The organism is Acrocarpospora corrugata, assembly GCF_009687845.1.
In the GTDB taxonomy this organism is placed as follows: Bacteria; Actinomycetota; Actinomycetes; order Streptosporangiales; family Streptosporangiaceae; genus Acrocarpospora; species Acrocarpospora corrugata.
This window is the reverse complement of sequence record NZ_BLAD01000039.1, coordinates 142,060-162,355: the sequence shown is the minus strand read 5'-3', so window position 1 is coordinate 162,355 and position 20,296 is coordinate 142,060. Positions and strand designations below refer to the sequence as shown.

Below are 20,296 nucleotides of genomic sequence, written 5' to 3'. Positions count from 1 at the left end.
GGCTATTTGCAGTGTGATTGTCGAATCCCCGCGAATCTGGAGACGATGATGCTCTTTGCCGAAGGATCCGTGGCCCTGGTTACGGGCGGTTCCCGCGGAATCGGCCGGGCCGTCGCGCTTGACCTCGCGGCCGAGGGCGCGCACGTCATCGTCAACTACGCCCGCTCAGAAGCGGACGCCAAGGAGGTCGTCGCCCTCATCGAGGAGCGCGGCGGCACCGGGACGGCCGTACAGGCGGATGTGACCGATGAGGGCGCGGTGCGGCAGATGTTCCAGGACGTCCGCAGCACCCGCGGCCGGCTGGACATTCTGGTGACCAGCGCCGGCATCACCCTGGACCGCTACCTCGTCGCCATGAACCTTGAGCAGTTCCGCAGGCCGATGGACGTCAACGTGATCGGAACGTTCCTGAGCTGCCGGGAAGGCCTGCGGCTTATGCAGCACCAGCGCAGCGGCGCGATCGTGACGCTGTCCTCGACCAGCGGCCTGGACGGCGGCTTCCCCGGCCAGACCAACTACGTGGCGTCCAAAGGCGCGATCATCGCGTTCACCCAGGCGCTGTCCAACGAGGCCGCTCCGCACGGGGTGCGCGCCAACGTCGTCGCGCCCGGTTTCGTGGCCACCGACATGACCCGCAAGGTGCCCGCCGGGATCAGGAAGCAGTACGAGTCCCGCATCCGGCTGGGCCGGATGGGGCGGCCCGAGGAGATCGCCTCGATCGTCAGCTTCCTCGCTTCCGACAAGGCGTCCTACATCTCCGGCGCCGTCGTGGTCGCCCACGGCGGCGGCCTCGGCTGAAGAACCCCAACCTGGAGGACAGATGACCATCGACGAGCTGCGCGCCAAGGCCGCCGAGCGGCAGCAGACGTGCACCCAGATCAAGAAGATGATCGTGTCCCGCCTCGACCTGGAGATCGAGCCCGACTGGATCACCGACGACCAGCCGCTCTTCGGGCGCGGCCTCGAACTCGACAGCCTGGACGTGCTTGAACTGTACGTCGCGATCGAGGCCGAGTTCGGGGTGGCGCTCTACGACAGCGAGATGGCCGTCTTCGGGTCGGTCTCCCGGCTGGCCGACGAGGTCAATCCGCAGCTCAAGGCGGCCGCATGACGATCGTGGCGGCGGCCCCGATCACCGGGCTGAGCAATGACCAGATCCGCGACGTGCTGCCGCACCGCTGGCCGATGCTGCTGCTGGACCGGGTCGGCAAGGTCGAACCGGGCACGAAGGGCACCGCGACCAAGAACGTCACCGGGACCGAGCTGTGGTTCCAGGGCCACTTCCCGACCGAGGCGGTGCTGCCCGGCGTGGTGATGATCGAGGCGATGGCGCAACTCGCCGGCCTGGTCTTCGCCCTGTCCGGGGCCAGCCGGATCAGTTACCTGGCCGGGGTCAGGTCGATGCGGTTCCGCCGCCCCGTCGTCCCCGGCGATCAGCTCGCCCTGACCGCCGAGCGGACCGGGGGTGGCGCGGGCTTCGCCGAGTTCCGCGTCTCGGCCCGGGTCGACGGCCAGGTCGCGGCCGAAGGAATTCTCACGATCGTCGATCCGGCGGGGAACACCGCCGTACGAAAGGTGTGACCAATGACTACCGTCCTCGCGCACGCGCACCCTGGGGACACTGTTTACGGCCAGGTCGGCGACGCCTCCGTCCCGCTCCGCTTCGCCGGCCTGTCGGCGGAGTACCAGGTGCTCAGGGACCGGGCCGCGGTGCTCGACCTGAGCGGGCACCGGCTGATCGAGATCAGCGGCCCCGCCGCCGTGGACTTCGCGCAGCGGCTGCTGGCCCGCGACGTCGAGTACCTCACCTCCGAGCGCTGCATGATGAGCCTGGTGCTGGACGACGCCGGGCAGGTCGTCGACCAGGTCCTGGCGTTCGGCCGGGAGAACGGGCTGCTGCTGGAGAGCTCGGTCGGGGCGGGCACCCGGCTGATCGAGCACCTGCGGGCCAACAACGACGAGGGCGTGGAGATCACCGACCGGTCCGGCGACCTGACCGTGCTCGGCCTGGAGGGCCCGTACGCGTGGGGCGTGGTCGGCCGGCTGATCGACGGTGAGCTGGCCTCGCTGCCGTTCGAGGCGGTGTCGGACACCGTCTGGAACGACGTCGAGATCATCTTCGCTCGGACCGGATTCACCGGCGAGTACGGCTACCAGATGATCGTCCCGATCGAGTCCGCCGCCGACCTGTGGCGGGCCGCCCTGGAGCACGTCGCCGCCGCCGGGCAGGAGGCGCTGGAGCTGGCCATGCTGGAGGTGCGCCAGCCGATCCCGCGGCTGGAGACCGCCGGCGGCGTGAACGTGATCGAGATCGGCGCCAACTGGCTGGTCGACGTCACCAAGGACGAGTTCGTCGGCAAGGAGGCCGTGCTGGCCGCCTTCGAGTCCGGGCAGGGCCGCAGGACCGTTGGCTTCTCCGGCGGCGACACCGTGCCCGAGCCGGGCGCCCGCGTCCTGGCCGGCGGCGAGGACGTCGGCGAGGTGGTGCTCGCGGTCCGCAGCGTCGGCCTCGGCGCGACCCTCGGCCTGGCCAGGGTGGACGCGGAACTGGCCGCCGCCGGTCTGGAGTTCACCGTCGAAGGCGTCGATGTGACCACGCTGACCAGCCCGTACATCGTGCCCAAGAGCTGGAGCATCCCGATCATCTGATCGGGACCGCCAGGTAAGGAGACCAGCATGGCGCTGCGGCCCGTCGTCGTCACCGGCCTTGGAGTCATCTGTGCCATCGGCCGCGACCCCGCCGAGTTCTGGCACCGGCTCACCACCGGCCAGGGGGGCCTCACCCCCATCCAGGACCCGGCCTTCGCGGTCTTCGAGGCCAGGTACGCGGGCCAGGTCCCGGACGAGTGGATCACGGGGCAGCTCCCCGAGTCCGACGCCGCCCTGGACCGCACCGCCGGCCTGGCCCTGATCGCGGCCCGCCAGGCCGTCGCCCAGGCGGGGCTGACCGGCCTCGACCCGGAACGGTTCGGGATGATCCTCGGCAAATGCCAGGCCACCCCGGACGCGGCCGGCCACTACCAGCCCATGCACCGCACCCAGGACGTGATCGCCGACCGGCTGGGGATGCGCGGCCCGCGCATCCTGGTGTCGACGGCCTGCGCGGCCGGCGGCAACGCGGTCGGCCTGGCCAAGGACAAGATCCTGGTCGGCGCGGCCGACGCCGTGCTGGCGGGCGGCGTCGACCCGCTGCTGTTCGGCACCTACGCCGGCTTCGCCGGACTCAAGGCCCTGAGCACCGGGCCGTGCCGCCCCTACAGCCACTCCGACGGCCTGAACCTCGGCGAAGGAGCCGCGTTCCTGCTGCTGGAGCCGCTGGACCTGGCCCTGGCCAGGGGCGCGGTGCCGCTGGCCGAGGTCGCCGGGTACGGCCTGTCGGCCGACGCCTACCACGCCACCGCCCCCGACCCCACCGGCCGGGGCGGCACGTCCGCGATGCGGCGGGCGCTGGCCGACGCCGGCCTCACCCCCGACCACGTCGGCTACGTCAGCGGGCACGGTACCGGCACCCCGGCCAACGACACGATGGAGGCCAAGGTCATGCGCACGGTCTTCGGGCCGCGCGCCGGGCAGGTGCCGACCAGCAGCATCAAGTCGTTCGTCGGCCACACCCTCGGCGCGGCCGGCGCGGTCGAGGCGGTCGCCGCGGTGCTCGCCCTGCGGGACGGCGTCGCGCCGCCCACGATCGGCTTCGCCCCCGACGCCGTGCCTGGCGATCTGGACTTCGTGCCCAACCTGGCGCGCGCGCTCCCGATGGACACGGTCGTGTCCAACAACTACGCGTTCGGCGGGAACAACGTCTCGCTGATCCTGACCACCCCCGGCCCGGACCGGGAGCACACCGAGCTGCCCCGCCGGGAGGCCGTGATCACCGGGCTCGGGCCGGTCAGCGGGCTCGGCGTCGGGATCGCCGAGACCACCGAGGCGATCCTGGCCGGGCGGCCGGCGCTCGGCGTGCGGCCCTCCCTGGAGGGCAGGACGTTCGCGCCGCGCTCGCTCTGGCGGCACATGAACAACCTGTCCAGGATGGCGATCGCGGCCTCCCGGCTGAGCTGGGAGGACGCCGGGCTGAAGCTGCCCAGGAAGGAACTCGACGACGTCGGGCTGGTGTTCGCCACCGGCGCGGGGTCGGCCGAGAGCACCGGCGGGTTCGACGACAGCATCGCGGCCAACCCCAGCAAACCGGCCGTGCTGAGCTTCTCCAACGTGGTGCTGAACGCCACCGGCGGCGCGGTCTGCCAGACCCTCGGGCTGCGCGGGCCGACCACGACGATCTGCAACGGCGGGGCGTCGGCGTCGATCGCGCTGGACTGCGCGCTGGAGATGATCAGGGCGGGCAAGGCGGACGTGGTCCTGGTGGTGGCCGCGGACGAACATGTCACGGCGGTGCCCGAGGGCGCGTTCGTGTCGCCGTACGACCGGGACTCCGGCAGCGTGCCCGGGTCGGCGGCGGTGGCGTTCGTGGTGGAGGCGGCCGAGTACTGCGCGGCGCGGGGCGGGACGCCGTACGCGCGGGTGCTGGGCACCAGCCACGTCGGCGGGAGGTTCGACGGGATCGCCGGGCTGCCCGGCGGGCGGCCCGATCTGGTCGTCGGCGCGGGCACCGGCGGCGGCGAGGACGCCGAGGAGGCCGCGGCCGTGCTGGCCGCGCTGCCCGGCGTGCCGCTGACCGCGTCGGCCGGGCTGACCGGCGACTGCCAGGCCGCGACCGGCGGGCTGAACATCGCGCTGGCCGCCCTCGCGATCAGGGACGGGATCGCCCCCGCGCTCACCGGGCTGGCCGCGCCGGCGGCGGGTGGCCTGGACGACTACCTGATGAAGCCGAATCCGCCTGAGCCGGTCGAGCGGGCGCTGGTGCTCAGCTCCGCGCCCGGATCGGTGCGCGGCGCGGTCCTGCTGGGGGCGGTATGACCCCCTTCGACGTCGGCGAGACCGATCGGCTGCTGACCACCACCCGCTCCGTACGGCGCCGCCTGGACCTGGACCGGCCGGTGCCGCGAGAGATCATCGAGGAGACGCTGGAGGTGGCCGTCCAGGCGCCCACCGCGAACAACCACCAGAACTGGCGCTGGCTGGTGATCAGCGACCCGGCGACCAAGGAGAAGATCGCCGAGCGGACGCTGTCGTCCTGGCTGTTCCACCGCAACGACGTGTGGACCAACGCCGGGCGGCGGCGGAACACGGCCCAGGCGCGCCGCAACAACGAGTCGGTGGTCGTGCTGGCCGAGACGATCGCGCGGGTGCCGATCCTGGTCATCCCGTGCGTGCTCGGCCGCCCGCCGGACACCGAGGCGATCGACGCCGCCTGGCGGGAGCGCATGTCGACCAAGCCGCCGCAGGACCCGGGCCACCTGGTCAGGCTCGGCCCGATGCGGTCCAGCATCTTCTACGGCTCGATCTTCCCCGCCATCTGGTCCTTCCAGCTGGCGCTGCGCAGCCGTGGCCTCGGCAGCACGATCACCTGCATGCACGTCCCGTACGAGCGGCCGGTCGGCGAGCTGCTGGGGATCCCGTCCGGGGTGACCCAGGTCTGCATGATCCCGGTCGCCTACACGGTGGGCACCGAGTTCCGCCCGGCCGATCGGGCCAGCGCGAAAGAACGCACGTACTGGGAGAGGTGGCAGGCATGACCGATGTCGTGATCGTCGGGGGTGGCATCGCGGGCGCGTCGGCGGCCTGCAAGCTGTCCGCCGGCGGCCTGGACGTGGTGCTGCTGGAGAAGCAGGACGTCTACCACGATCTGGTCCGCGGCGAGTGGCTGGCCCCCTGGGGCATCCGCGAGGCGCAGCGGCTCGGCGTGTACGACTGCTTCGGCGCGGGCGGCGGCTGGGAGATCCGGGAGTGGATGACCTGGGACGAGGCGGTCTCCGACGACGAGGTCGAAGCCGTGGACATGACCAGTTTCATCCCCGGCGTCGGCGGCCCGATGTCGTTCCCGCACCACGCGGTGTGCGAGCTGATGGCCGCGCAGGCCGTCGGTTCCGGCGCCCGCCTGGTGATGGACGCCTCCAGGATCACCGTCACCGCCGGCGCGGAACCCGTGGTCACCTACCGGACCGCCGAGGGCGAGCATGAGATCCGCCCGAGGATGGTGCTCGGCGCGACCGGCCGCGGCTGCACGGTCGGGCGGCAGATCGGCGTCACCATGCGCAACTCCATGCACCACTGGGGCGGCGGCATGATGGTCGAGGGCCTGGACTCCTGGCCGGCCGACGTGCAGGCCATGGGCACCGAGGGCGACGTGATGTTCATGGTCTTCCCGCAGGGGTACGGCCGCGCCCGCCTCTACCTGAACTTCCCCGCCGAGAACAAGCTGCGCTACCGGGGCGAGGGCGGCGTCGAACGATTCCTCGCCGCGTTCGAGCTCGACTGCCTGCCCGATCGCGGCAAGGCCGTCACCGAGGCGATCCCGGCCGGGCCGCTGTCGGTGTGGCCGTCGGTGTCGAGCGTGCCGGAGGGGCCGCCGCTGGCCGAGGGCGTGGTGCTGATCGGCGACGAGGCCGGCAACGCGGACACCGTGCTCGGCACCGGGCTGTCCTGCGCGATGCGCGACTCCAGGACCGTGTGCGACATCCTGCTCGGCTCCGACGACTGGTCGCCTGCGGCGTTCGACCCGTACGTGGAAGAGCGCCTGTTCCGGCTGGACCGGCTCGCGTTCGGCGCGGACATCATCAGCCGGCTGCACGTTGAGTTCGGCGAGGTGGCGGTCGAGCGCCGGCGGCGGGCCCGCCGGCTGATGGCGAAGAACTTCGCCGCCCAGGTCACCGGTCTGCTGAACATGGTGGCCCCCGAGGATGTGCCCGAATTCGGATTCAGCGAGTTCTTCGCGGAGCGGTTGTTCAGGGAGACGGCATGACCGACATGACCGACAAGAAGACGGTGCGCGTCAACGACGTCGACATCGCCTACGTGGAGGCGGGCGAGGGCGACCCCGTCATCCTGCTGCACGGCTACCCCGACTCCTCCTACCTGTGGCGGCACCAGATCCCGGCGCTCGCCGAGGGCGGCTTCCGGGTGATCGCGCCGGACCTGCGCGGCTTCGGCGACTCCTCCAAGCCGCAGGAGATCGAGGCGTACCGGATGCAGACGATCGTCAACGACATCGTCGCGCTCACCGCCAAGCTCGGCATCCGCCGCCCGCACGTGGTCGGCCACGACTGGGGCGCGGCCATCGCCTGGATGTACGCGTTCCTGATGCCGCGCAGGATCGACCACCTGGCCGTGCTGTCGGTCGGCCACCCGGGCGTGTTCGCGAGGCCGTCCATCGAGCAGCGCGCGGCCTCCTGGTACATGCTGCTCTACCAGTTCCCCGGGATCAGCGAGGAGCTGCTGCGCCGCAACGGCTGGCGGCTGTTCAAGGAGATCATGGGCAAGGACGGCGACTACGACCGATACCTGCGCGACATGGCCCGCCCCGGCGCGCTGACCGCGGGGCTGAACTGGTACCGGGCGAACCGCTCGCCGGAGGCGGAGCTGCGGCCCGCCCGGCCGTTCCCGCCGGTCCTGGCCCCCACCCTCGGCATCTGGGGGGCCGGCGACCAGGCGCTCCGCGAGGAGGGCATGCACGGTTCCGCCAAGTTCGTGAAAGGCCCGTGGCGGTACGAGCGGGTTGAGGACGCCGGCCACTGGATTCCGCTCGACGCCCCCGAGGTGGTCAGCAAGCTGCTGCTGGACTTCCTCGGCTCGCAGGACTCGGCGCAGGCCGAACGACGTCCGCGCCGGCGGCTCTAGTGCTCGGCTACCTGTTCCCCGGTCAGGGCACCGTCCGGGTCGGCATGGGCGCCTGGCTGCGCCGCCGCCCGGTCGCCCGCGCGGTGCTCGAAGAGGTCGACGAGCTGCTGACGCGGCCGATCTCGGCGCTGTGCGCGCGCGGGCCGCTGGATCGGCTGGTGGCCACCGAGCACGCGCAGATCGCGGTGACCGCGTGCAATCTGGCGGCGCTGGCCGTGCTGGCGGAAGAGGGCTACGAGCCGGGCGTGGTGGCCGGTCACAGCGTCGGCGAGCTGACCGCGCTGCACGCGGCCGGGGTGCTCGGGCGGGCCGAGGTGGTCGGCCTGGTGGAGACCAGGTCGCGGCTGATGTCGCAGGTCGGCGTCACCGGCGGGATGCGCGCGGTGATGGGCCTGCCGGTCGAGCGGGTCGAGGAGCTGGCCGCGCTGGCCGGGACCTCGGACGAGCCGCTCGTGGTCGGGCTGGAGAACGCGCCTGGACATGTGGTCGTCTCCGGCTCCCTGAAGGCGCTGGACCGGCTGACTGAGCTGGCCGCCGACGCCAGCAAGATCATGTCGCTCGCGGTGGGCAACGCGTTCCACTCGCCGCTGATGGCCTCGGCCGTGCCGGGCTGGGCGGAGGCCGTCAGGGCCGCGCCGATGCGGCCGCCCCGGGTGCCGGTCGTCCCGAACGTCACCGGCCGGCCCACCACCGACCTCGAACTGATCAGGGACTCGCTGATCGCCCAGCTGACCGGCCGGGTCCGCTGGACGGAGACCGTCGCGGTGGTGGACGGCCTCGCGCTCGCCGTCGAGGTGGGCGACAGCAAGGTGCTGGCCGGGCTGTCCCGCCGGACCGGCGCGCGCTGCCTGAGCATGGCCGACCCCGGCACGCTGCGCCGCCTGGCCAGGGAGTCGGCGGCATGAACCGGTGGGGCAGCGCCGTCGTCGGCTTCGCCGGGCTCACCCTGCCTCATGACCTGCTGGACGGCATGCGCCTGGAGGACGTCTACACCCCCGCGGAACGGCTGCGCTCCGGAGCAGGGCGCTCGCTCCAGCACTGGGCCGGCCGGCTGGCCGCCAAACGCGCCGTGCTGCGCCTGCTCGGCGTCCCGCCGACGGCCGAGCACCTGGCCCAGGTCGAGGTCCTGCCCCGGCCCACCGCCGCCTGCGCCCGCACCGCCGCGTGCCACGACGGCCATCCCCCGGTCGTACGCCTCGGGCCCGCTCTCGCCGCCCGGACCGATCAGCGGATCCGGCTCTCGCTCAGCCACACCAGTGGCCGGGCCCTGGCGGTGGCCGTGGCTTCGGCCGGGCTTCCGGAGGACCTCCAGGACTTCTCGGAAGGCGGGGACGCGTGATGGACGCACGGAAGATCGCCGAAGCGAATCTGGAAGCCTGGCGGAACGCCGATCCCGCCGCCGTGGCCGCCTCGGTCACCGGGTTCCAGGACCCCGACACCGACGGCTCGCTGGCCGGTGACGCGCTGGCCGCGCACGCGGCCGAGGTCATGGAGCGCTTCAAGAACCTGCGCTTCCAGGTCGAGCGGGTGACCGGCGACGCGGACGCCGCGACCGTCTGGTGGGTGATGGAAGCCGACCACCGTGCCTCCTACCTGGGGATGCCCGCCGTCGGCGGCGCCGTCCGCGTGGCCGGGACCGACCTGGTCACCGCCGACGGGATGGTCCGGCGCTGCTTCGACCGGCTGGCCGTCGCAGAAGCGCTCGGGTACACGGCCAGGTTCGTGCCCGCCGCCGACGAGGTGCGCGAGTTCGGGGTCAGCGCGCGGGCGGCGAGCAGCCGTACCGACCGGCCCGGCGCGTTCACGCTGACCTGGCTGGAGGTCAGGGACGAGGCGGAGGCGGCCGACGTGGACCTGCTCAGCGTGGAGATCGTCAAAGGGCTGCGGACCTCCAGGGGCTTCCTCGGGGTCGCCACGTTCGACATCGGCAACCGCAAGTACACGCTCACGGCGTTCGACCGGCCGGAGTCGGTGCGCGCCGTGCACGCCCGGCCGCACCAGCGGGCGATGCGCCGGTTCTTCAAGGCCGGGCTCTGCGCCCGAGCCCTCACCGGCCTGCTGATCCCCGAGGCCATCCGCGAGTACGCCCGCTGCGCCGACTGCGGCACCGTCGTCAAGCTCGGCGCCGGCGACGGCGATGGTGATGGCGCTGCCTGCGGCTGCGGGTGGACCCCCGACGACGTCCCCCTACTGTGACTGGAGCACCGATGACCGATTTCACCTACGAGCACGCGCCGGGGGACGGCGACCAGCCGACCGTGGTGTTCATGTCCGCGCTGTTCGCCGGCGGCTGGATCTGGGAGCACCCCTACCGGCGCCTGGCGGCGGCCGGGTGGCCGGTGCTCCGCACCCACGAAGCCATCTGCGCCCTGGACCGGCAGGTGGCCGGGTCGATCGAACGGCTCGGCGACGCGCTGCTGGCGGCCTGCGACGAGGCCGGCGTGGGCGAGGTGATCGTGTGCGCCAACTCGCTCGGCGGGCTGGTCGCCATCGACCTCGCCGGGCGGTGCCCCGACCGGGTCCGCGGCATCGTGGTCAGCGGCGCCCCCGGCCTCACCCCCGACCCCGACGTCGGCCTCAGCTTCGACCGGCGCGCCAGCGTGCGACCGGTCGGCGCGGAGTTCGGCGACCGGATGATGGCCGCGCTGTTCCACGGCGAGGAGCGGTTCTTCACCCAGGAGCAGATGGACGGCGTCGGCACCATGCTGCTGCGGCCCGAGGCGATGGTCAGCATGGCCCGCAGCATCAAGGCCACCCGCCGCTACCGGGTACGGCCCGCGCTGGACCAGGTGCGCTGCCCGTCCGCGTACGTGTGGGGCCGGCACGACCGGATGACCCCCGTCGACCCCTGGCTGGAGCTGCTCGCCGAATACCCGGAGACCGAGGTCGTCGTGGTGGCCGACAGCGGCCACATCCCGATGATCGAAAAGGCCGCCGACTACACCGCGTTCCTGGAATCCTTCCTGGACCGCTGCGGCCGGGTGCCGGCATGACCGTTCCCGCCGTCCTGATCGGAGTGGACATCGTCGCGGCAGACCGGCTGGCCAGGGCCGCCGCGCGCGGCGGCGCGACCTTCACCCGCCACCTCACCACCGTCGCGGAACGCGACCTCAGTCCGGGCACGGCGACGTTCTCGGTCAAGGAGAGCTTCATCAAGGCGGTCGGCGGCCGCCCGCCCGGCTTCACCTGGCACGACTTCGAGGCCGTGCGGGAGCCGCCGCCGGGCTGGACCGGCGAGCTGCTCGATGAGGCGGCGGCCGAACTCACCGCCGCCACCGGCCTGACCCTGACCGGCGGCGCGGCCTACACCCTGAGCGGCGCCTGCCGGGACGCCGCCCGCCTCCGCCTGGCCGGCCCGGTGGCGGGCGCGGCCCGCTGGGGGAGCGGCGACGGGCTGCTCGTCTCGCTGGCGGTCGTCTACGTCCACAGGAAGGACGCCCGATGTCCATAACGATGTCCGGAAACCGAACAGTCCGGCCCGGTGAGTCGATCCAGGACGCACTGGACGAGGCGGGCCCCGGCGCGACGATCCTGCTCGCCCCGGGGACGTACCCGGGAAGCGTCTGGATCAGGCATGACGGGGTGACCCTGCACGGTGAGGGGGCGGTGCTGGTCCCCGGGCCGGGGGTGCGCGCCGACATGCCCAAACTGCACGACGCGAGTGAGGACGTGGTCTCCGGCGTCGTCGCGCACGGCGTCCGCGACCTCACCGTCACCGGGCTCTCGGTGCGCGGCTTCTCCGGCGCCGGCGTCTACGCCCACTCCGTCACCGGCCTCGCCGTACGGGATGTGACGGTCGTGGACAACGCGGTCTGGGGAGTCTACGTGCGGGAGAGCACCGGCTGCGAAGTGGTGAGCTGCCGGGCCTCCGGCAGCCAGTACGCGGGTGTCGCGGTCAGCTTCTGCGCCGGTGCGGCCCTCATTGAGGGCAACGAGACCTTCGCCAACGCGTTCGGCGTGTTCGTCGACAACTCCAGCGGCGTACGGGTGCTGCGCAACACCAGCCACGGCAACGCGATCGGGCTGATGCTGCTCAACCAGACCTACGACGGGGAGCCGGACGGCGGGGTCAGGGACTGCCTGGTCGCCGGCAACGACGTGCACGGCAACGACCTGGCCGCCGGCGGCGACGACCCCGGTTCGCTGGGCGCGGCCGGCCCGCCCATCTCGGGGGTGGGGATCGCGCTGATCGGCACCGAGCGGGTCAGCGTGGTCGACAACCACATACACGACAACCACCCCAGCGGCCCGTCCGTGATGGGCGCCGGGTTCGTGATGGGCTCGTCCAAGGGCTGGGGCGGCGACGACGCGGTGGCCAACCACATCCTCTGGAACCGGGTCACCGGCAACACCCCGCTGGACTACCAGCTCGGCGTCGAAACGGGACTCCAGACCTTCGCCGGCAACCTCGCCGCCAACGGCGACCCCGTGGAACTGGCCGGGTGGCGGTCATGACCAACACGCTGACCTGCGCGAACCTCAGCAAGCGTTACGGCGGCGCGATCGCGGTCCGGGACGTCGGATTCACCATCGCCCCGGGTGAGGCGTACGGGCTGCTGGGCCCCAACGGCGCCGGCAAGACCACCACGATCTCCATGCTGGTCGGCCTGCTCAAGCCCGACACCGGCACGGTCGTGGTCGGCGGCACCGACCTGGCGGCCGAGCCCATGGCGGCCAAGGCGAAGATCGGCTACGTTCCGCAGGAGATCGCCCTCTACCCGGACCTGACCGGCCGGGAGAACCTGCGCTTCTTCGGCCGCCTGTTCGGCCTCCCGCGCAAGGCGCTGCGCGGGCGCGTCGAGGAGGTGCTCGACCTGGTCGGGCTCGCCGACCGTGCCGACGCCAAACTCGACACCTACTCCGGCGGCATGAAGCGGCGCATCAACATCGGCGCCGCCCTGCTGCACCGCCCCGAGCTGCTCATCCTGGACGAGCCCACGGTCGGCGTCGACCCGCAGAGCCGCAAGTCCATCCTGGACGGCGTCGAACGCCTGGTGGCCGACGGCATGGCCCTGCTCTACACCTCGCACTACATGGAGGAGGTCGAGCGGCTCTGCCACCGGGTCGCCATCATCGACCACGGCGCCATCGTCGCCGAGGGCACCCGGCACGAGCTGATCGAGCTGGTCGGCGGCGTCGACCGGATCGAGCTGACCCTGGACGGCGACGTCGAGACCGCGCTCGCCAAGCTGCACGGCGTGGGCGGCGTCACCGAGGCGGTCCGCACCTCGGCCGGGTCGGTCCGGCTGATCGCCGAAGGCGGCCGGTACCTGCTGCCCGCGATCATCTCCACGGTCGACGGCATCGCCACCGTCACCGCCGTGGAGGTCGTCGAACCCGACCTAGAGGCCACCTTCCTGCACCTCACCGGCAGCACGCTCAGGGACTGACATGTTGCGACCGCTTCTCACCGTGAGCGCCCTGGAGCTCCGCACCCGGATCCGGGATCGGACCGCCCTGGTCATCGCGATCGTCGTGCCGGTGGCCATGGCCACCCTGTTCGGCGTGGCGCTCGGCGGCGACGACCCGCCGCTGCGGGCCACCGTGGGCTTCGTCGACCTGGACGGCGGCGAGTTCCCGGCCGGCGTCCGGCGGGAGCTCACCGCCTCCACCGAGCTCGAAGGCGTGCTGACGCTGCGCGACCTGCCCGGCCGCGAGCAGGCCCAGACCGCCCTGGACGCCGGCGACATCGGGGCCGCGATCGTGTTCCCCGCGGGCTTCAGCACCAGCGTCGGCGCCGGCGAAGGCGGCCAGGTCGGCGTGCTGACCTCGGCGGACACGCCGCTGGCCGGAGTGGTCGCGAACGCGGTCGTGGACCGGATCTCCGCCCTGGTGCGGGCCCGCACGCTCGCGGTCCGCGCCTCCCTGGACGCGGGCGTGCCCGCTTCTGAGGTCAAGGAGTTCGTGGAGCGCAACGGCGCCGGCGGGCCCGCCCTGACCTTGGCGAACGACCCGATGGCCGGCGGCAAGGTCGACCTGTCGGTCTACTACGGCGCGGGGATGGCGGCGCTGTTCGCCTTCTTCGTGGTCGGCGCGTCCTTCCGCAGCCTGCTGATCGAACGCAAGCAGGGCACCCTGGACCGGATGCGGGCCGGACCGATCCACGCCTGGGTGCCGATCGCCGGCAAGGCCGTCGTCGGGTTCGGCCTGGCCATGGTCAGCGTCTGCGTCACCTGGGCGTCCTCGGTGCTGATCTTCGGCTCCAGCTGGGGGGACCCGGTGGCCGTGTTCACCCTCCTGCTGGCGCACGTGCTGGCCGCCACCGCGATCACCATGCTGGTCGCCAGCCGGGCCAGGACCGACGCCCAGGCGGACGGAGTGATCATGGTGATCTCGTTCGTGGCCGCGTTCTTCGGCGGCAGCCTGGTCCCGCTCTACAGCCTGCCCGACGTGCTCCAGAAGCTCGCCCTGTTCACCCCGAACGCCTGGACCACCACCGGGCTGACCGGGCTGGCCGGCTCCGGCGCGGGGCTGGCCTCGGTGGCCGCGCCGATCGGCGTGCTGTGCGCGATCGCCGTGGTCGCCTTCGGGCTGTCCGCGATGGGTTTCAGGAAAGGACTGCTCGGATGAGACCGCACCCTGTCTGGGCGCTCGTCGCCGCCAACCTGCGCCGCCACTCCCGCGACCGGGTCGGCCTGTTCTTCATCGTGGTGATGCCGTTCGTCAGCATCATCTTCGTCGGCATGGCGCTGGGCGGCGGCACCGCCGCGTCCCGGCTGCCGGTCGGCGTGGTCGCCCAGGACTTCGACCCGGTGGCCGCCGCCGTCCTGCGGGAACTGCGCGCGCACCCCGACCTGGAGATCACCGCAGTCGCCGGCAAAGCGGAACTGCGGGCCGGAGTGCGGGCGGGCGCGCTGGCCGCCGGGGTCGTCATCCCGCCGGGCTCGACCAAATTCGAGCTGGTCATGACGCAGTCCAACGGCAGCGGCATGGCCGCGCGCAGCGCCGTCGACGTCGCGGTCGGCAAGGTCGCGGCCGTCATCGAAGCCACCCGCGCCGCCACCTCGGCCGGCGCCACCCCGGCCGAGGCCGCCGCGCTGGTACGGAAGGCGGAGGCCGCCTCGGCCGATGTCGACGTGGTCAACTCCTCGACCGCGTCCGGCACGCCGCGCGGGTTCGCCTACACCGCCCCGGCCAACCTGCTGCTGTTCACCTTCATCAACTCCATGGCCGTCGCCGCCGCGCTCGCCGAGAGCCGCCGCATCGGCATGCTGCAGCGGGCCTTCGCCGCCCCGGTGCGGCGCGGCGCCGTCCTGTTCGGCGAGGCGCTCAGCCGGTTCATCGTGGCCGCCGCCCAAGCCGTGCTGATCATGGTGGTGAGCTCCCTGCTGTTCGGCGTCTCCTGGGGCCAGCCGCTCGGCGTCGCCACCGTCGTCGGCGTGTTCGCGCTGGTCTCCACCGGCGCCGCGATTCTGATGGGCAGCCTGGTCCGCTCCTCCGCGCAGCCGTCCGCGATCGGGCCGCCGCTCGGCATCGTGCTCGGCATGCTCGGCGGCTGCCTGTGGCCCAGCGAGGCCGCCGGCGACACGCTCAACGCCATCGGGCGGCTGTTCCCGCACTTGTGGGGAATGGACGCGCTCCTGACTCTGTCCCGGCCCGGCACCGGGCTCGGCGACGTGCTGCTCGACGTCGCCGTACTGGCCGTCATGGCCGCCGTCCTGCTGAGCCTGTCCCTGGTCCTGTTCAGCCGACGCACGAGAATCCTCTGAGGAGACAGCACATGATGAATTCGACCACCAGGTGGCTTTCCGATTCCGTCCGCGCCGGTGGCGCCAACGTCGCCGGCGTCTACCGCTACGCGACCAGGAACGGGGCCATCGACGTCCTGGATGTGGCCGCCGTCGAGCTCGGCATCGGCATGCACGAGCTGAACGAGGCGGTGGACCAGCTCGTCGAGAACCGCCTGTTACGCGCCGTGGACGGGGCGGCCCGCCGGTTCATCCCGGTGGACCCGCAGGTCGCGGCCAACGCGCTGGTCTCCTCGGTGGAGCGGGAGATCTACCAGCGGCGCGAGCTGATCGACCAGATCAAGGACGTGTTCCGGGAGGACTACCGCGGCCCCACCTCGGCGCCGTCGCCGATCGAGTATCTGGTCGGGTCGCTGGAGGTGCGCGGCTTTCTGAAGATGGCCGGCGACGCCTGCCGTACCGAGGTGCTGGTTCTGCAGTCCAGTGAGGAGGACGCCGAGGAGCTGGCGCAGGCGTACCTGCCGCTGCTCGCGCGCGGCGTCACCGTGCGGATCATCTGCCGGCACCGGAACCGGGCCGACCTGTCCACCCGGATGAAGCTGAAGCAGCTCACCGACGCGGGCGCCGCGATCGGCACGGTCAGTCACATCCCCCGCTCCGCGGTCGTCTTCGACCGGTCGCTGGTCGTGCTGTTCGGCCTGGCCGACGGCGAGACCAACGTGGCGCGGGTGCACAACGACGGCATCGTCAGGTTCCTGCTCGACCTGTTCGACCATCTGTGGGACACCGCGATGCCGCTGGAGAGCGCCGACTCCGGCTACGCGAACGTGGCCGACGACCTGCGGCACGCCATCGCCGGGCTGATGGCGAAGGGCTACACCGACGAGGTGGTGGCCCGCAAACTCGGCATGTCGGTACGGAGCTGCCGCCGGCACATCGCCACCCTGATGCGCGACCTGGACGCCACCAGCAGGTTCCAGGCCGGGGTGCAGGCGGCCCGCAAATTCCTGGCCAGCGGCGCGTGAGAGGGGCCCGCCGTGTGTCACGGCGGGCCCCGCGTCCTCAGGGGCGTCCTCAGAGTACGGCGACGCCGTCGGCCGCACGCCTCGCCACCACCACGCCGGCCAGGCCGCGAGCCCGGTCGCAGACCAGGTTCAGCCCCCTGACCAGCTCCTCGGCCGTCATGCGTGGGCTCAGGCACATCCGGATGGAGCTGTTGGCATCCTCGGCGCTCACCCCGATCGCGGTGAGCACCGGTGAGGGCTCCTGGGAGTCGGAGTTGCACGCCGATCCGGTGGACAGCGCCACCGACGGCAGGCTCGCCACCAGGCTCTCGCCGCGCACCCCCGGCAGCACCAGGTTCAGCACGTGCGGGACGCCGGCCCGCGGGTGGCCGTTGATCCGCAGGCCGGGAATCCGGCGGGTGAGCAGCTCCATCGCGATCGAGCGCAGCACCGCGACCTTCTCGCCGTCCTCCGCCATCCGGGCCGCGGCCAGCTGGCAGGCCTTGCCGAGGCCGACCACCAGGTGGGTGGGGATGGTGCCGCTGCGCAGGTCGTACTGGCCGCCGCCGTGGGTGATGGGGCGGATCCTGCGGCGGATCTCCGGCCGGATGCACAGGACGCCGATCCCCTTCGGGCCGCCGATCTTGTGGGCGGACATGGCCAGCGTGTCGACGGCCGTGCCGACCACGTCGATCGGGATCCGGCCCGCCGCCGGAGCGGCGTCGACGTGCAGCAGCGCGCCGCTCTCGTGGCAGAGCGCGGCCATCTCGCGGACCGGCTGGATCGTGCCGATCTCGCTGTTCACCCAGGCCACCGTGGCCACCCGGGTGTCGAAGTCGAGCAGGTTGGCGAACCTGGCGAGGTCGACCACGCCGTCGGCCCGGACCGCCGTGGTCCTGATGCCGACGCCGCGTTCGCGCAGCGCGCGGGCGATCGACAGCGACGACTTGTGGTCGGTGGGGCAGAACACCGCGTTGACCGGGGCGCGGTCGCCGTGACCGAACACGCCGAGCAGCGCGATGTTGTTGCTCTCGGTCGCGCCCGAGGTGAACACGATGCCGGCCGGATCGGCGCCGAGCAGTCCGGCGACCGACTCGGTGGCCGCGTCCACCGCCCGGCGGGCCCGCTTGCCCAGCAGGTGCGGGGAGGACGGGTTGCCGAACTCCTCCCGCAGGTACGGGAGCATCGCGTCGAGCACTTCTTCGTCCACCCGGGTGGTGGCGCAGTTGTCCAGGTAAATGACGTCCATCGTCCCGCCCTCAGCTCCGGAAGGTGCTGACCGTCACCAGTTTTGAGTAGATCTCGTCGGTGGACATCTCGCCGCTGCCGCCCGGGTCGGCGATCACGACGACCATGCCGGTGAGCCGGTAGAGACTGAGCGCGATCTCGACCCCGGTCTGTACGGGAGCCAGGCACTCGCCCGGCGCGAAGATCACGATGGCCCGGTAGCCGGCCTGGTACACCTCGGAGATCATCTCGGTGATCTCGCCGGCGCAGCCGGTGATGCCGCAACTGATCAGCGTGCGGTAGTTGCCCGCCTCGTCCAGGAACGCGACCTCGGTGTCCTTCGCGCCGGACTCCAGCACCCGCTTTTCGAGCCTGCCCTGCTTGACGAACTTGTCGGCGGCCTTCTGGAAGCGGTACTTGAGCCACGTCTCCGGGAACGCCAGCGGGTGTTTGCGGCTGGGCAGCAGACTCCGCGCGTCCAGCCCGGCCGCGCGCAGGATCTGCTGGTAGCCGTCCGGCAGGCCGGTGAAGCTCTCGAAGAACTCGGCTCGGAGCGTGCTGGCGGGCCGGCCGCCGGTGGGGACGTACTGCCAGTCGTTGATGAGGAGCAGCAGCTTGGCGTCCTTGACGAGCTTCGCGTATGCCGTGATCAGGTCGACTGAGAGCTGCCAGGAGTAGGCCGGGAAGATGCCCACCCGGCCAGCGATCCGGTCGCGCATGAGGGTGGAGGACTGTGCCTCCATGACGCCGGGGACGAGTGCGCCGCTGTCCTCGTCCTCGAACAGCATGAAATGGCCGCCCATGACGACGAGTTCGGTCAGGGGGGCCGATGCGAGTTCGCGGTCGATGGCGGCGCGGAGCTCCTGCTCAGAGCCGACGAGCTGGTGGGACTTGGCTATGGTCTCTGCGAACACTTCACTCATGGTCGGACTCCGGGTTGTAGCGGTTCTGGAGATGGCGTGACGCTGGCCGCTGGGGCGAGCAGGCAGGCCAGTGCGCTCAATGGCGCGGCACCAGTGAGCTGGTGGACGGTGACTCCCTCCCACCCGTGGCTCCGGAGCAGAGCCAGCACCCGCGGAATCCGCAGGACCCTGCCCCCTGTGCCGGTGTAGCTCTGGGCCGGATCGACCTCGGCGAGCCCGTTCGCCTGCCCGACGACGGCCGCGAGGACCTCCTCCGCCGCCTTGTCCGGGATATTTCGTGATTCGGTGCGCCGGCTGGGCGGCGGCGCGGGGGCGAAGCCGGCCAGCGCGGCGATGTCGCTGGTGCGCAGGGCGTCCGGCGTCGCGTCGTAGCTGAGGATCGTGGTCTCCCAGGCGCGCAGAAAACGTTCGATGGAGTCCGCGTCCATGACCGACGACGCGGCGCTCAGCGCGATCACCACGGCGTCCTTCCATTCGTCGACCCGGACGTAGGTGTCGGCGCCGTGATCCTCGGGCGGCGTCTGCCAGGTGATCCGGCTGCGCCGCGCGCGGGACTCGAGGGTGACCTGCTTGATGAAGTTGAACTCCGACGCCAGTCGCGCGCCCTTTCTGGCCAGCAGTTCGGCTACCTCGTCGTACGGGACGTAGGCGTGCTCGCGCGCCTGCTCGAACCGGTCGCCGACCCGGGCGAGCAGCTCGGTGAAGGTCGGGTCGTCCGATACGTCCACGCGCAGGAGCAGCGGGGAGAACATGCAGGTCAGGACCGTAGCGTACGGGCCGTTCTCGCGGTTTCCGGTGAACGTCAGGTGGTCGAAGGACGGGCCGCCGGTATAGGCGGCCATCAGCGCCGTGTAGGCCGCCAGGTGCACCTGCGACGGCCACACCTTCTGGCGGGCCGCGATCCGCCGCGAGGCGGCCAGCAGGGCCGGGGACACCAGCGTCGCCCGCCGGGTCTCCGGCGGCACGCCGTGCCTGCGGCGGTCGCCGAACGCGTCCGGTGGGATGGACTCGATCTCCTTCTCCCAGTACGCCAAGGCCGGCCCCGGGTCCAGGGTCGTCTCGTACCGGATCAGATCGGACGGGCGATGCCGGACAGGTTCGATCGCGGCGAGCCGCCGGGCCAGCACCGCCGTGCAGTTCAGCTGTAGTTCGCGCTGGAGCTCCGTGACCGTCCACATGTCCACCGCGAGGTGGTTCAGCACCAGCACGAGCTGCTGGGGCACTCCCTCGGTGGTGATGACGGAGGTCCGGATCGGCCAGTCCACGGCGATGTCGAACTCGGCCCCGCCCAGTCGTTCCATCACCTCGGCCGGCATCGGCGTGCCGTCCTCCTCGGTGGACACCACGACGAGGGGACACGGGCCAGGCGGGCGCACCACCCGGTACGGATCGCCGTCGAGATCGAAGTGGTAGGTGGTGCGCAGCGTCTCGTGCCGGCGGGCCGTCTGATTGAGTATCGCCCGGCAGTTCTGGATCGTCAGGCCGACCGGAATCTGTAGTTTCAGAATAATATGTGTATTGTGGCGAGCGTGTGGCGGCAGGTCGTGATAGCGGAGCCACATATAACGCTGGCCCCAGCCGAGATTCGCGTTCTTCACAACGGACAACCCGGCCTCCCACGGTTGAACGGTCCAGCCCACTCAGGCTAAATGAGAATAGGCTCGCCGCGCCGGCCGGCCGCTGGCATATTGTCAGCGGCCAAAAGCTGCCAGGGCTCCCGCTT

General features: G+C 71.8%; 21 protein-coding genes. 18 read left to right on the top strand and 3 right to left on the bottom strand.

Annotation, left to right across the window (positions count from 1 at the left end):
- Positions 1 to 69 precede the first annotated feature (69 nt).
- From Acor_RS06655 to Acor_RS06570, 18 genes are read left to right on the top strand one after another with little or no spacing between them, the layout of a single operon-like run.
- Positions 70 to 798: a 3-oxoacyl-ACP reductase family protein gene (locus Acor_RS06655; RefSeq protein ID WP_246238466.1), complete on the top strand. Its 729-nt coding sequence runs from the start codon at positions 70 to 72 to the stop codon at positions 796 to 798.
- 22 nt (positions 799 to 820) lie between these two features.
- Positions 821 to 1,111, top strand: a complete 291-nt coding sequence (locus Acor_RS06650; protein WP_155335658.1) for an acyl carrier protein — start codon at positions 821 to 823, stop codon at positions 1,109 to 1,111.
- Positions 1,108 to 1,581, top strand: coding sequence for a 3-hydroxyacyl-ACP dehydratase FabZ (fabZ, locus tag Acor_RS06645; RefSeq protein WP_155335657.1), 474 nt, complete (start codon positions 1,108 to 1,110; stop codon positions 1,579 to 1,581). Before Acor_RS06650 ends, fabZ begins: the two co-directional genes overlap by 4 nt.
- A 3-nt stretch (positions 1,582 to 1,584) precedes the next feature.
- The gene (locus Acor_RS06640; RefSeq protein ID WP_155335656.1) at positions 1,585 to 2,649 is read left to right on the top strand and encodes an aminomethyl transferase family protein; all 1,065 of its coding nucleotides are present in this window, start codon (positions 1,585 to 1,587) and stop codon (positions 2,647 to 2,649) included.
- A gap of 27 nt (positions 2,650 to 2,676) precedes the next feature.
- Complete coding sequence (locus tag Acor_RS06635) at positions 2,677 to 4,911, top strand: beta-ketoacyl-[acyl-carrier-protein] synthase family protein (RefSeq protein ID WP_155335655.1); 2,235 nt, start codon at positions 2,677 to 2,679, stop codon at positions 4,909 to 4,911.
- Entirely contained in the window at positions 4,908 to 5,630 is a 723-nt protein-coding gene (locus Acor_RS06630; RefSeq protein ID WP_155335654.1) for a nitroreductase family protein, read from the top strand. The genes Acor_RS06635 and Acor_RS06630 overlap by 4 nt, the downstream gene beginning before the upstream one ends.
- Positions 5,627 to 6,856 (top strand): NAD(P)/FAD-dependent oxidoreductase, encoded by a 1,230-nt coding sequence (locus Acor_RS06625; protein WP_155335653.1) that lies wholly within the window; start codon positions 5,627 to 5,629, stop codon positions 6,854 to 6,856. Before Acor_RS06630 ends, Acor_RS06625 begins: the two co-directional genes overlap by 4 nt.
- Entirely contained in the window at positions 6,853 to 7,731 is an 879-nt protein-coding gene (locus Acor_RS06620; protein WP_218034153.1) for an alpha/beta fold hydrolase, read from the top strand. Before Acor_RS06625 ends, Acor_RS06620 begins: the two co-directional genes overlap by 4 nt.
- Positions 7,731 to 8,636, top strand: coding sequence for an ACP S-malonyltransferase (locus tag Acor_RS06615; protein WP_170316813.1), 906 nt, complete (start codon positions 7,731 to 7,733; stop codon positions 8,634 to 8,636). Before Acor_RS06620 ends, Acor_RS06615 begins: the two co-directional genes overlap by 1 nt.
- Complete coding sequence (locus Acor_RS06610) at positions 8,633 to 9,070, top strand: holo-ACP synthase (protein ID WP_155335652.1); 438 nt, start codon at positions 8,633 to 8,635, stop codon at positions 9,068 to 9,070. The genes Acor_RS06615 and Acor_RS06610 overlap by 4 nt, the downstream gene beginning before the upstream one ends.
- Positions 9,070 to 9,927 (top strand): ester cyclase, encoded by an 858-nt coding sequence (locus tag Acor_RS06605; RefSeq protein WP_155335651.1) that lies wholly within the window; start codon positions 9,070 to 9,072, stop codon positions 9,925 to 9,927. The genes Acor_RS06610 and Acor_RS06605 overlap by 1 nt, the downstream gene beginning before the upstream one ends.
- 11 nt (positions 9,928 to 9,938) lie before the next feature.
- Positions 9,939 to 10,724: an alpha/beta fold hydrolase gene (locus Acor_RS06600; protein WP_155335650.1), complete on the top strand. Its 786-nt coding sequence runs from the start codon at positions 9,939 to 9,941 to the stop codon at positions 10,722 to 10,724.
- Positions 10,721 to 11,182, top strand: a complete 462-nt coding sequence (locus Acor_RS06595; RefSeq protein ID WP_155335649.1) for a 4'-phosphopantetheinyl transferase family protein — start codon at positions 10,721 to 10,723, stop codon at positions 11,180 to 11,182. Before Acor_RS06600 ends, Acor_RS06595 begins: the two co-directional genes overlap by 4 nt.
- A complete protein-coding gene (locus tag Acor_RS06590) occupies positions 11,173 to 12,186 on the top strand; it encodes a right-handed parallel beta-helix repeat-containing protein (RefSeq protein ID WP_155335648.1) in 1,014 nt (337 codons plus the stop codon). Before Acor_RS06595 ends, Acor_RS06590 begins: the two co-directional genes overlap by 10 nt.
- Positions 12,183 to 13,121, top strand: coding sequence for an ABC transporter ATP-binding protein (locus Acor_RS06585; protein ID WP_155335647.1), 939 nt, complete (start codon positions 12,183 to 12,185; stop codon positions 13,119 to 13,121). The genes Acor_RS06590 and Acor_RS06585 overlap by 4 nt, the downstream gene beginning before the upstream one ends.
- Before the next feature lies 1 nt (position 13,122).
- Complete coding sequence (locus tag Acor_RS06580) at positions 13,123 to 14,301, top strand: ABC transporter permease (protein ID WP_155335646.1); 1,179 nt, start codon at positions 13,123 to 13,125, stop codon at positions 14,299 to 14,301.
- Entirely contained in the window at positions 14,298 to 15,440 is a 1,143-nt protein-coding gene (locus Acor_RS06575; RefSeq protein ID WP_155335645.1) for an ABC transporter permease, read from the top strand. Before Acor_RS06580 ends, Acor_RS06575 begins: the two co-directional genes overlap by 4 nt.
- 11 nt (positions 15,441 to 15,451) lie before the next feature.
- A complete protein-coding gene (locus tag Acor_RS06570) occupies positions 15,452 to 16,444 on the top strand; it encodes a hypothetical protein (RefSeq protein WP_155335644.1) in 993 nt (330 codons plus the stop codon).
- 49 nt (positions 16,445 to 16,493) lie between these two features.
- Here the strand turns inward: Acor_RS06570 and Acor_RS06565 are convergent, their stop codons facing one another.
- From Acor_RS06565 to Acor_RS06555, 3 genes are read right to left on the bottom strand one after another with little or no spacing between them, the layout of a single operon-like run.
- Positions 16,494 to 17,672, bottom strand: a complete 1,179-nt coding sequence (locus tag Acor_RS06565) for a cysteine desulfurase family protein (RefSeq protein ID WP_155335643.1) — start codon at positions 17,670 to 17,672, stop codon at positions 16,494 to 16,496.
- 10 nt (positions 17,673 to 17,682) lie between these two features.
- On the bottom strand, positions 17,683 to 18,573 hold the full coding sequence (locus Acor_RS06560; RefSeq protein ID WP_155335642.1) for an LPD16 domain-containing protein: 891 nt from the start codon (positions 18,571 to 18,573) through the stop codon (positions 17,683 to 17,685).
- Positions 18,570 to 20,171 (bottom strand): condensation domain-containing protein, encoded by a 1,602-nt coding sequence (locus Acor_RS06555; RefSeq protein WP_246238474.1) that lies wholly within the window; start codon positions 20,169 to 20,171, stop codon positions 18,570 to 18,572. Before Acor_RS06555 ends, Acor_RS06560 begins: the two co-directional genes overlap by 4 nt.
- Positions 20,172 to 20,296: the final 125 nt, after the last annotated feature.

What these genes read in the sequence shown, in the direction of transcription:
- Acor_RS06650 (WP_155335658.1), top strand. Translation starts at nt 821, where the DNA reads ATGACCATCGACGAGCTGCGCGCCAAGGCCGCCGAGCGGCAGCAGACG.
- fabZ (WP_155335657.1), top strand. Translation starts at nt 1,108, where the DNA reads ATGACGATCGTGGCGGCGGCCCCGATCACCGGGCTGAGCAATGACCAG.
- Acor_RS06640 (WP_155335656.1), top strand. Translation starts at nt 1,585, where the DNA reads ATGACTACCGTCCTCGCGCACGCGCACCCTGGGGACACTGTTTACGGC.
- Acor_RS06635 (WP_155335655.1), top strand. Translation starts at nt 2,677, where the DNA reads ATGGCGCTGCGGCCCGTCGTCGTCACCGGCCTTGGAGTCATCTGTGCC.
- Acor_RS06630 (WP_155335654.1), top strand. Translation starts at nt 4,908, where the DNA reads ATGACCCCCTTCGACGTCGGCGAGACCGATCGGCTGCTGACCACCACC.
- Acor_RS06625 (WP_155335653.1), top strand. Translation starts at nt 5,627, where the DNA reads ATGACCGATGTCGTGATCGTCGGGGGTGGCATCGCGGGCGCGTCGGCG.
- Acor_RS06620 (WP_218034153.1), top strand. Translation starts at nt 6,853, where the DNA reads ATGACCGACATGACCGACAAGAAGACGGTGCGCGTCAACGACGTCGAC.
- Acor_RS06610 (WP_155335652.1), top strand. Translation starts at nt 8,633, where the DNA reads ATGAACCGGTGGGGCAGCGCCGTCGTCGGCTTCGCCGGGCTCACCCTG.
- Acor_RS06605 (WP_155335651.1), top strand. Translation starts at nt 9,070, where the DNA reads ATGGACGCACGGAAGATCGCCGAAGCGAATCTGGAAGCCTGGCGGAAC.
- Acor_RS06600 (WP_155335650.1), top strand. Translation starts at nt 9,939, where the DNA reads ATGACCGATTTCACCTACGAGCACGCGCCGGGGGACGGCGACCAGCCG.
- Acor_RS06595 (WP_155335649.1), top strand. Translation starts at nt 10,721, where the DNA reads ATGACCGTTCCCGCCGTCCTGATCGGAGTGGACATCGTCGCGGCAGAC.
- Acor_RS06590 (WP_155335648.1), top strand. Translation starts at nt 11,173, where the DNA reads ATGTCCATAACGATGTCCGGAAACCGAACAGTCCGGCCCGGTGAGTCG.
- Acor_RS06585 (WP_155335647.1), top strand. Translation starts at nt 12,183, where the DNA reads ATGACCAACACGCTGACCTGCGCGAACCTCAGCAAGCGTTACGGCGGC.
- Acor_RS06580 (WP_155335646.1), top strand. Translation starts at nt 13,123, where the DNA reads ATGTTGCGACCGCTTCTCACCGTGAGCGCCCTGGAGCTCCGCACCCGG.
- Acor_RS06575 (WP_155335645.1), top strand. Translation starts at nt 14,298, where the DNA reads ATGAGACCGCACCCTGTCTGGGCGCTCGTCGCCGCCAACCTGCGCCGC.
- Acor_RS06570 (WP_155335644.1), top strand. Translation starts at nt 15,452, where the DNA reads ATGATGAATTCGACCACCAGGTGGCTTTCCGATTCCGTCCGCGCCGGT.
- Acor_RS06565 (WP_155335643.1), bottom strand. Translation starts at nt 17,672, where the DNA reads ATGGACGTCATTTACCTGGACAACTGCGCCACCACCCGGGTGGACGAA.
- Acor_RS06560 (WP_155335642.1), bottom strand. Translation starts at nt 18,573, where the DNA reads ATGAGTGAAGTGTTCGCAGAGACCATAGCCAAGTCCCACCAGCTCGTC.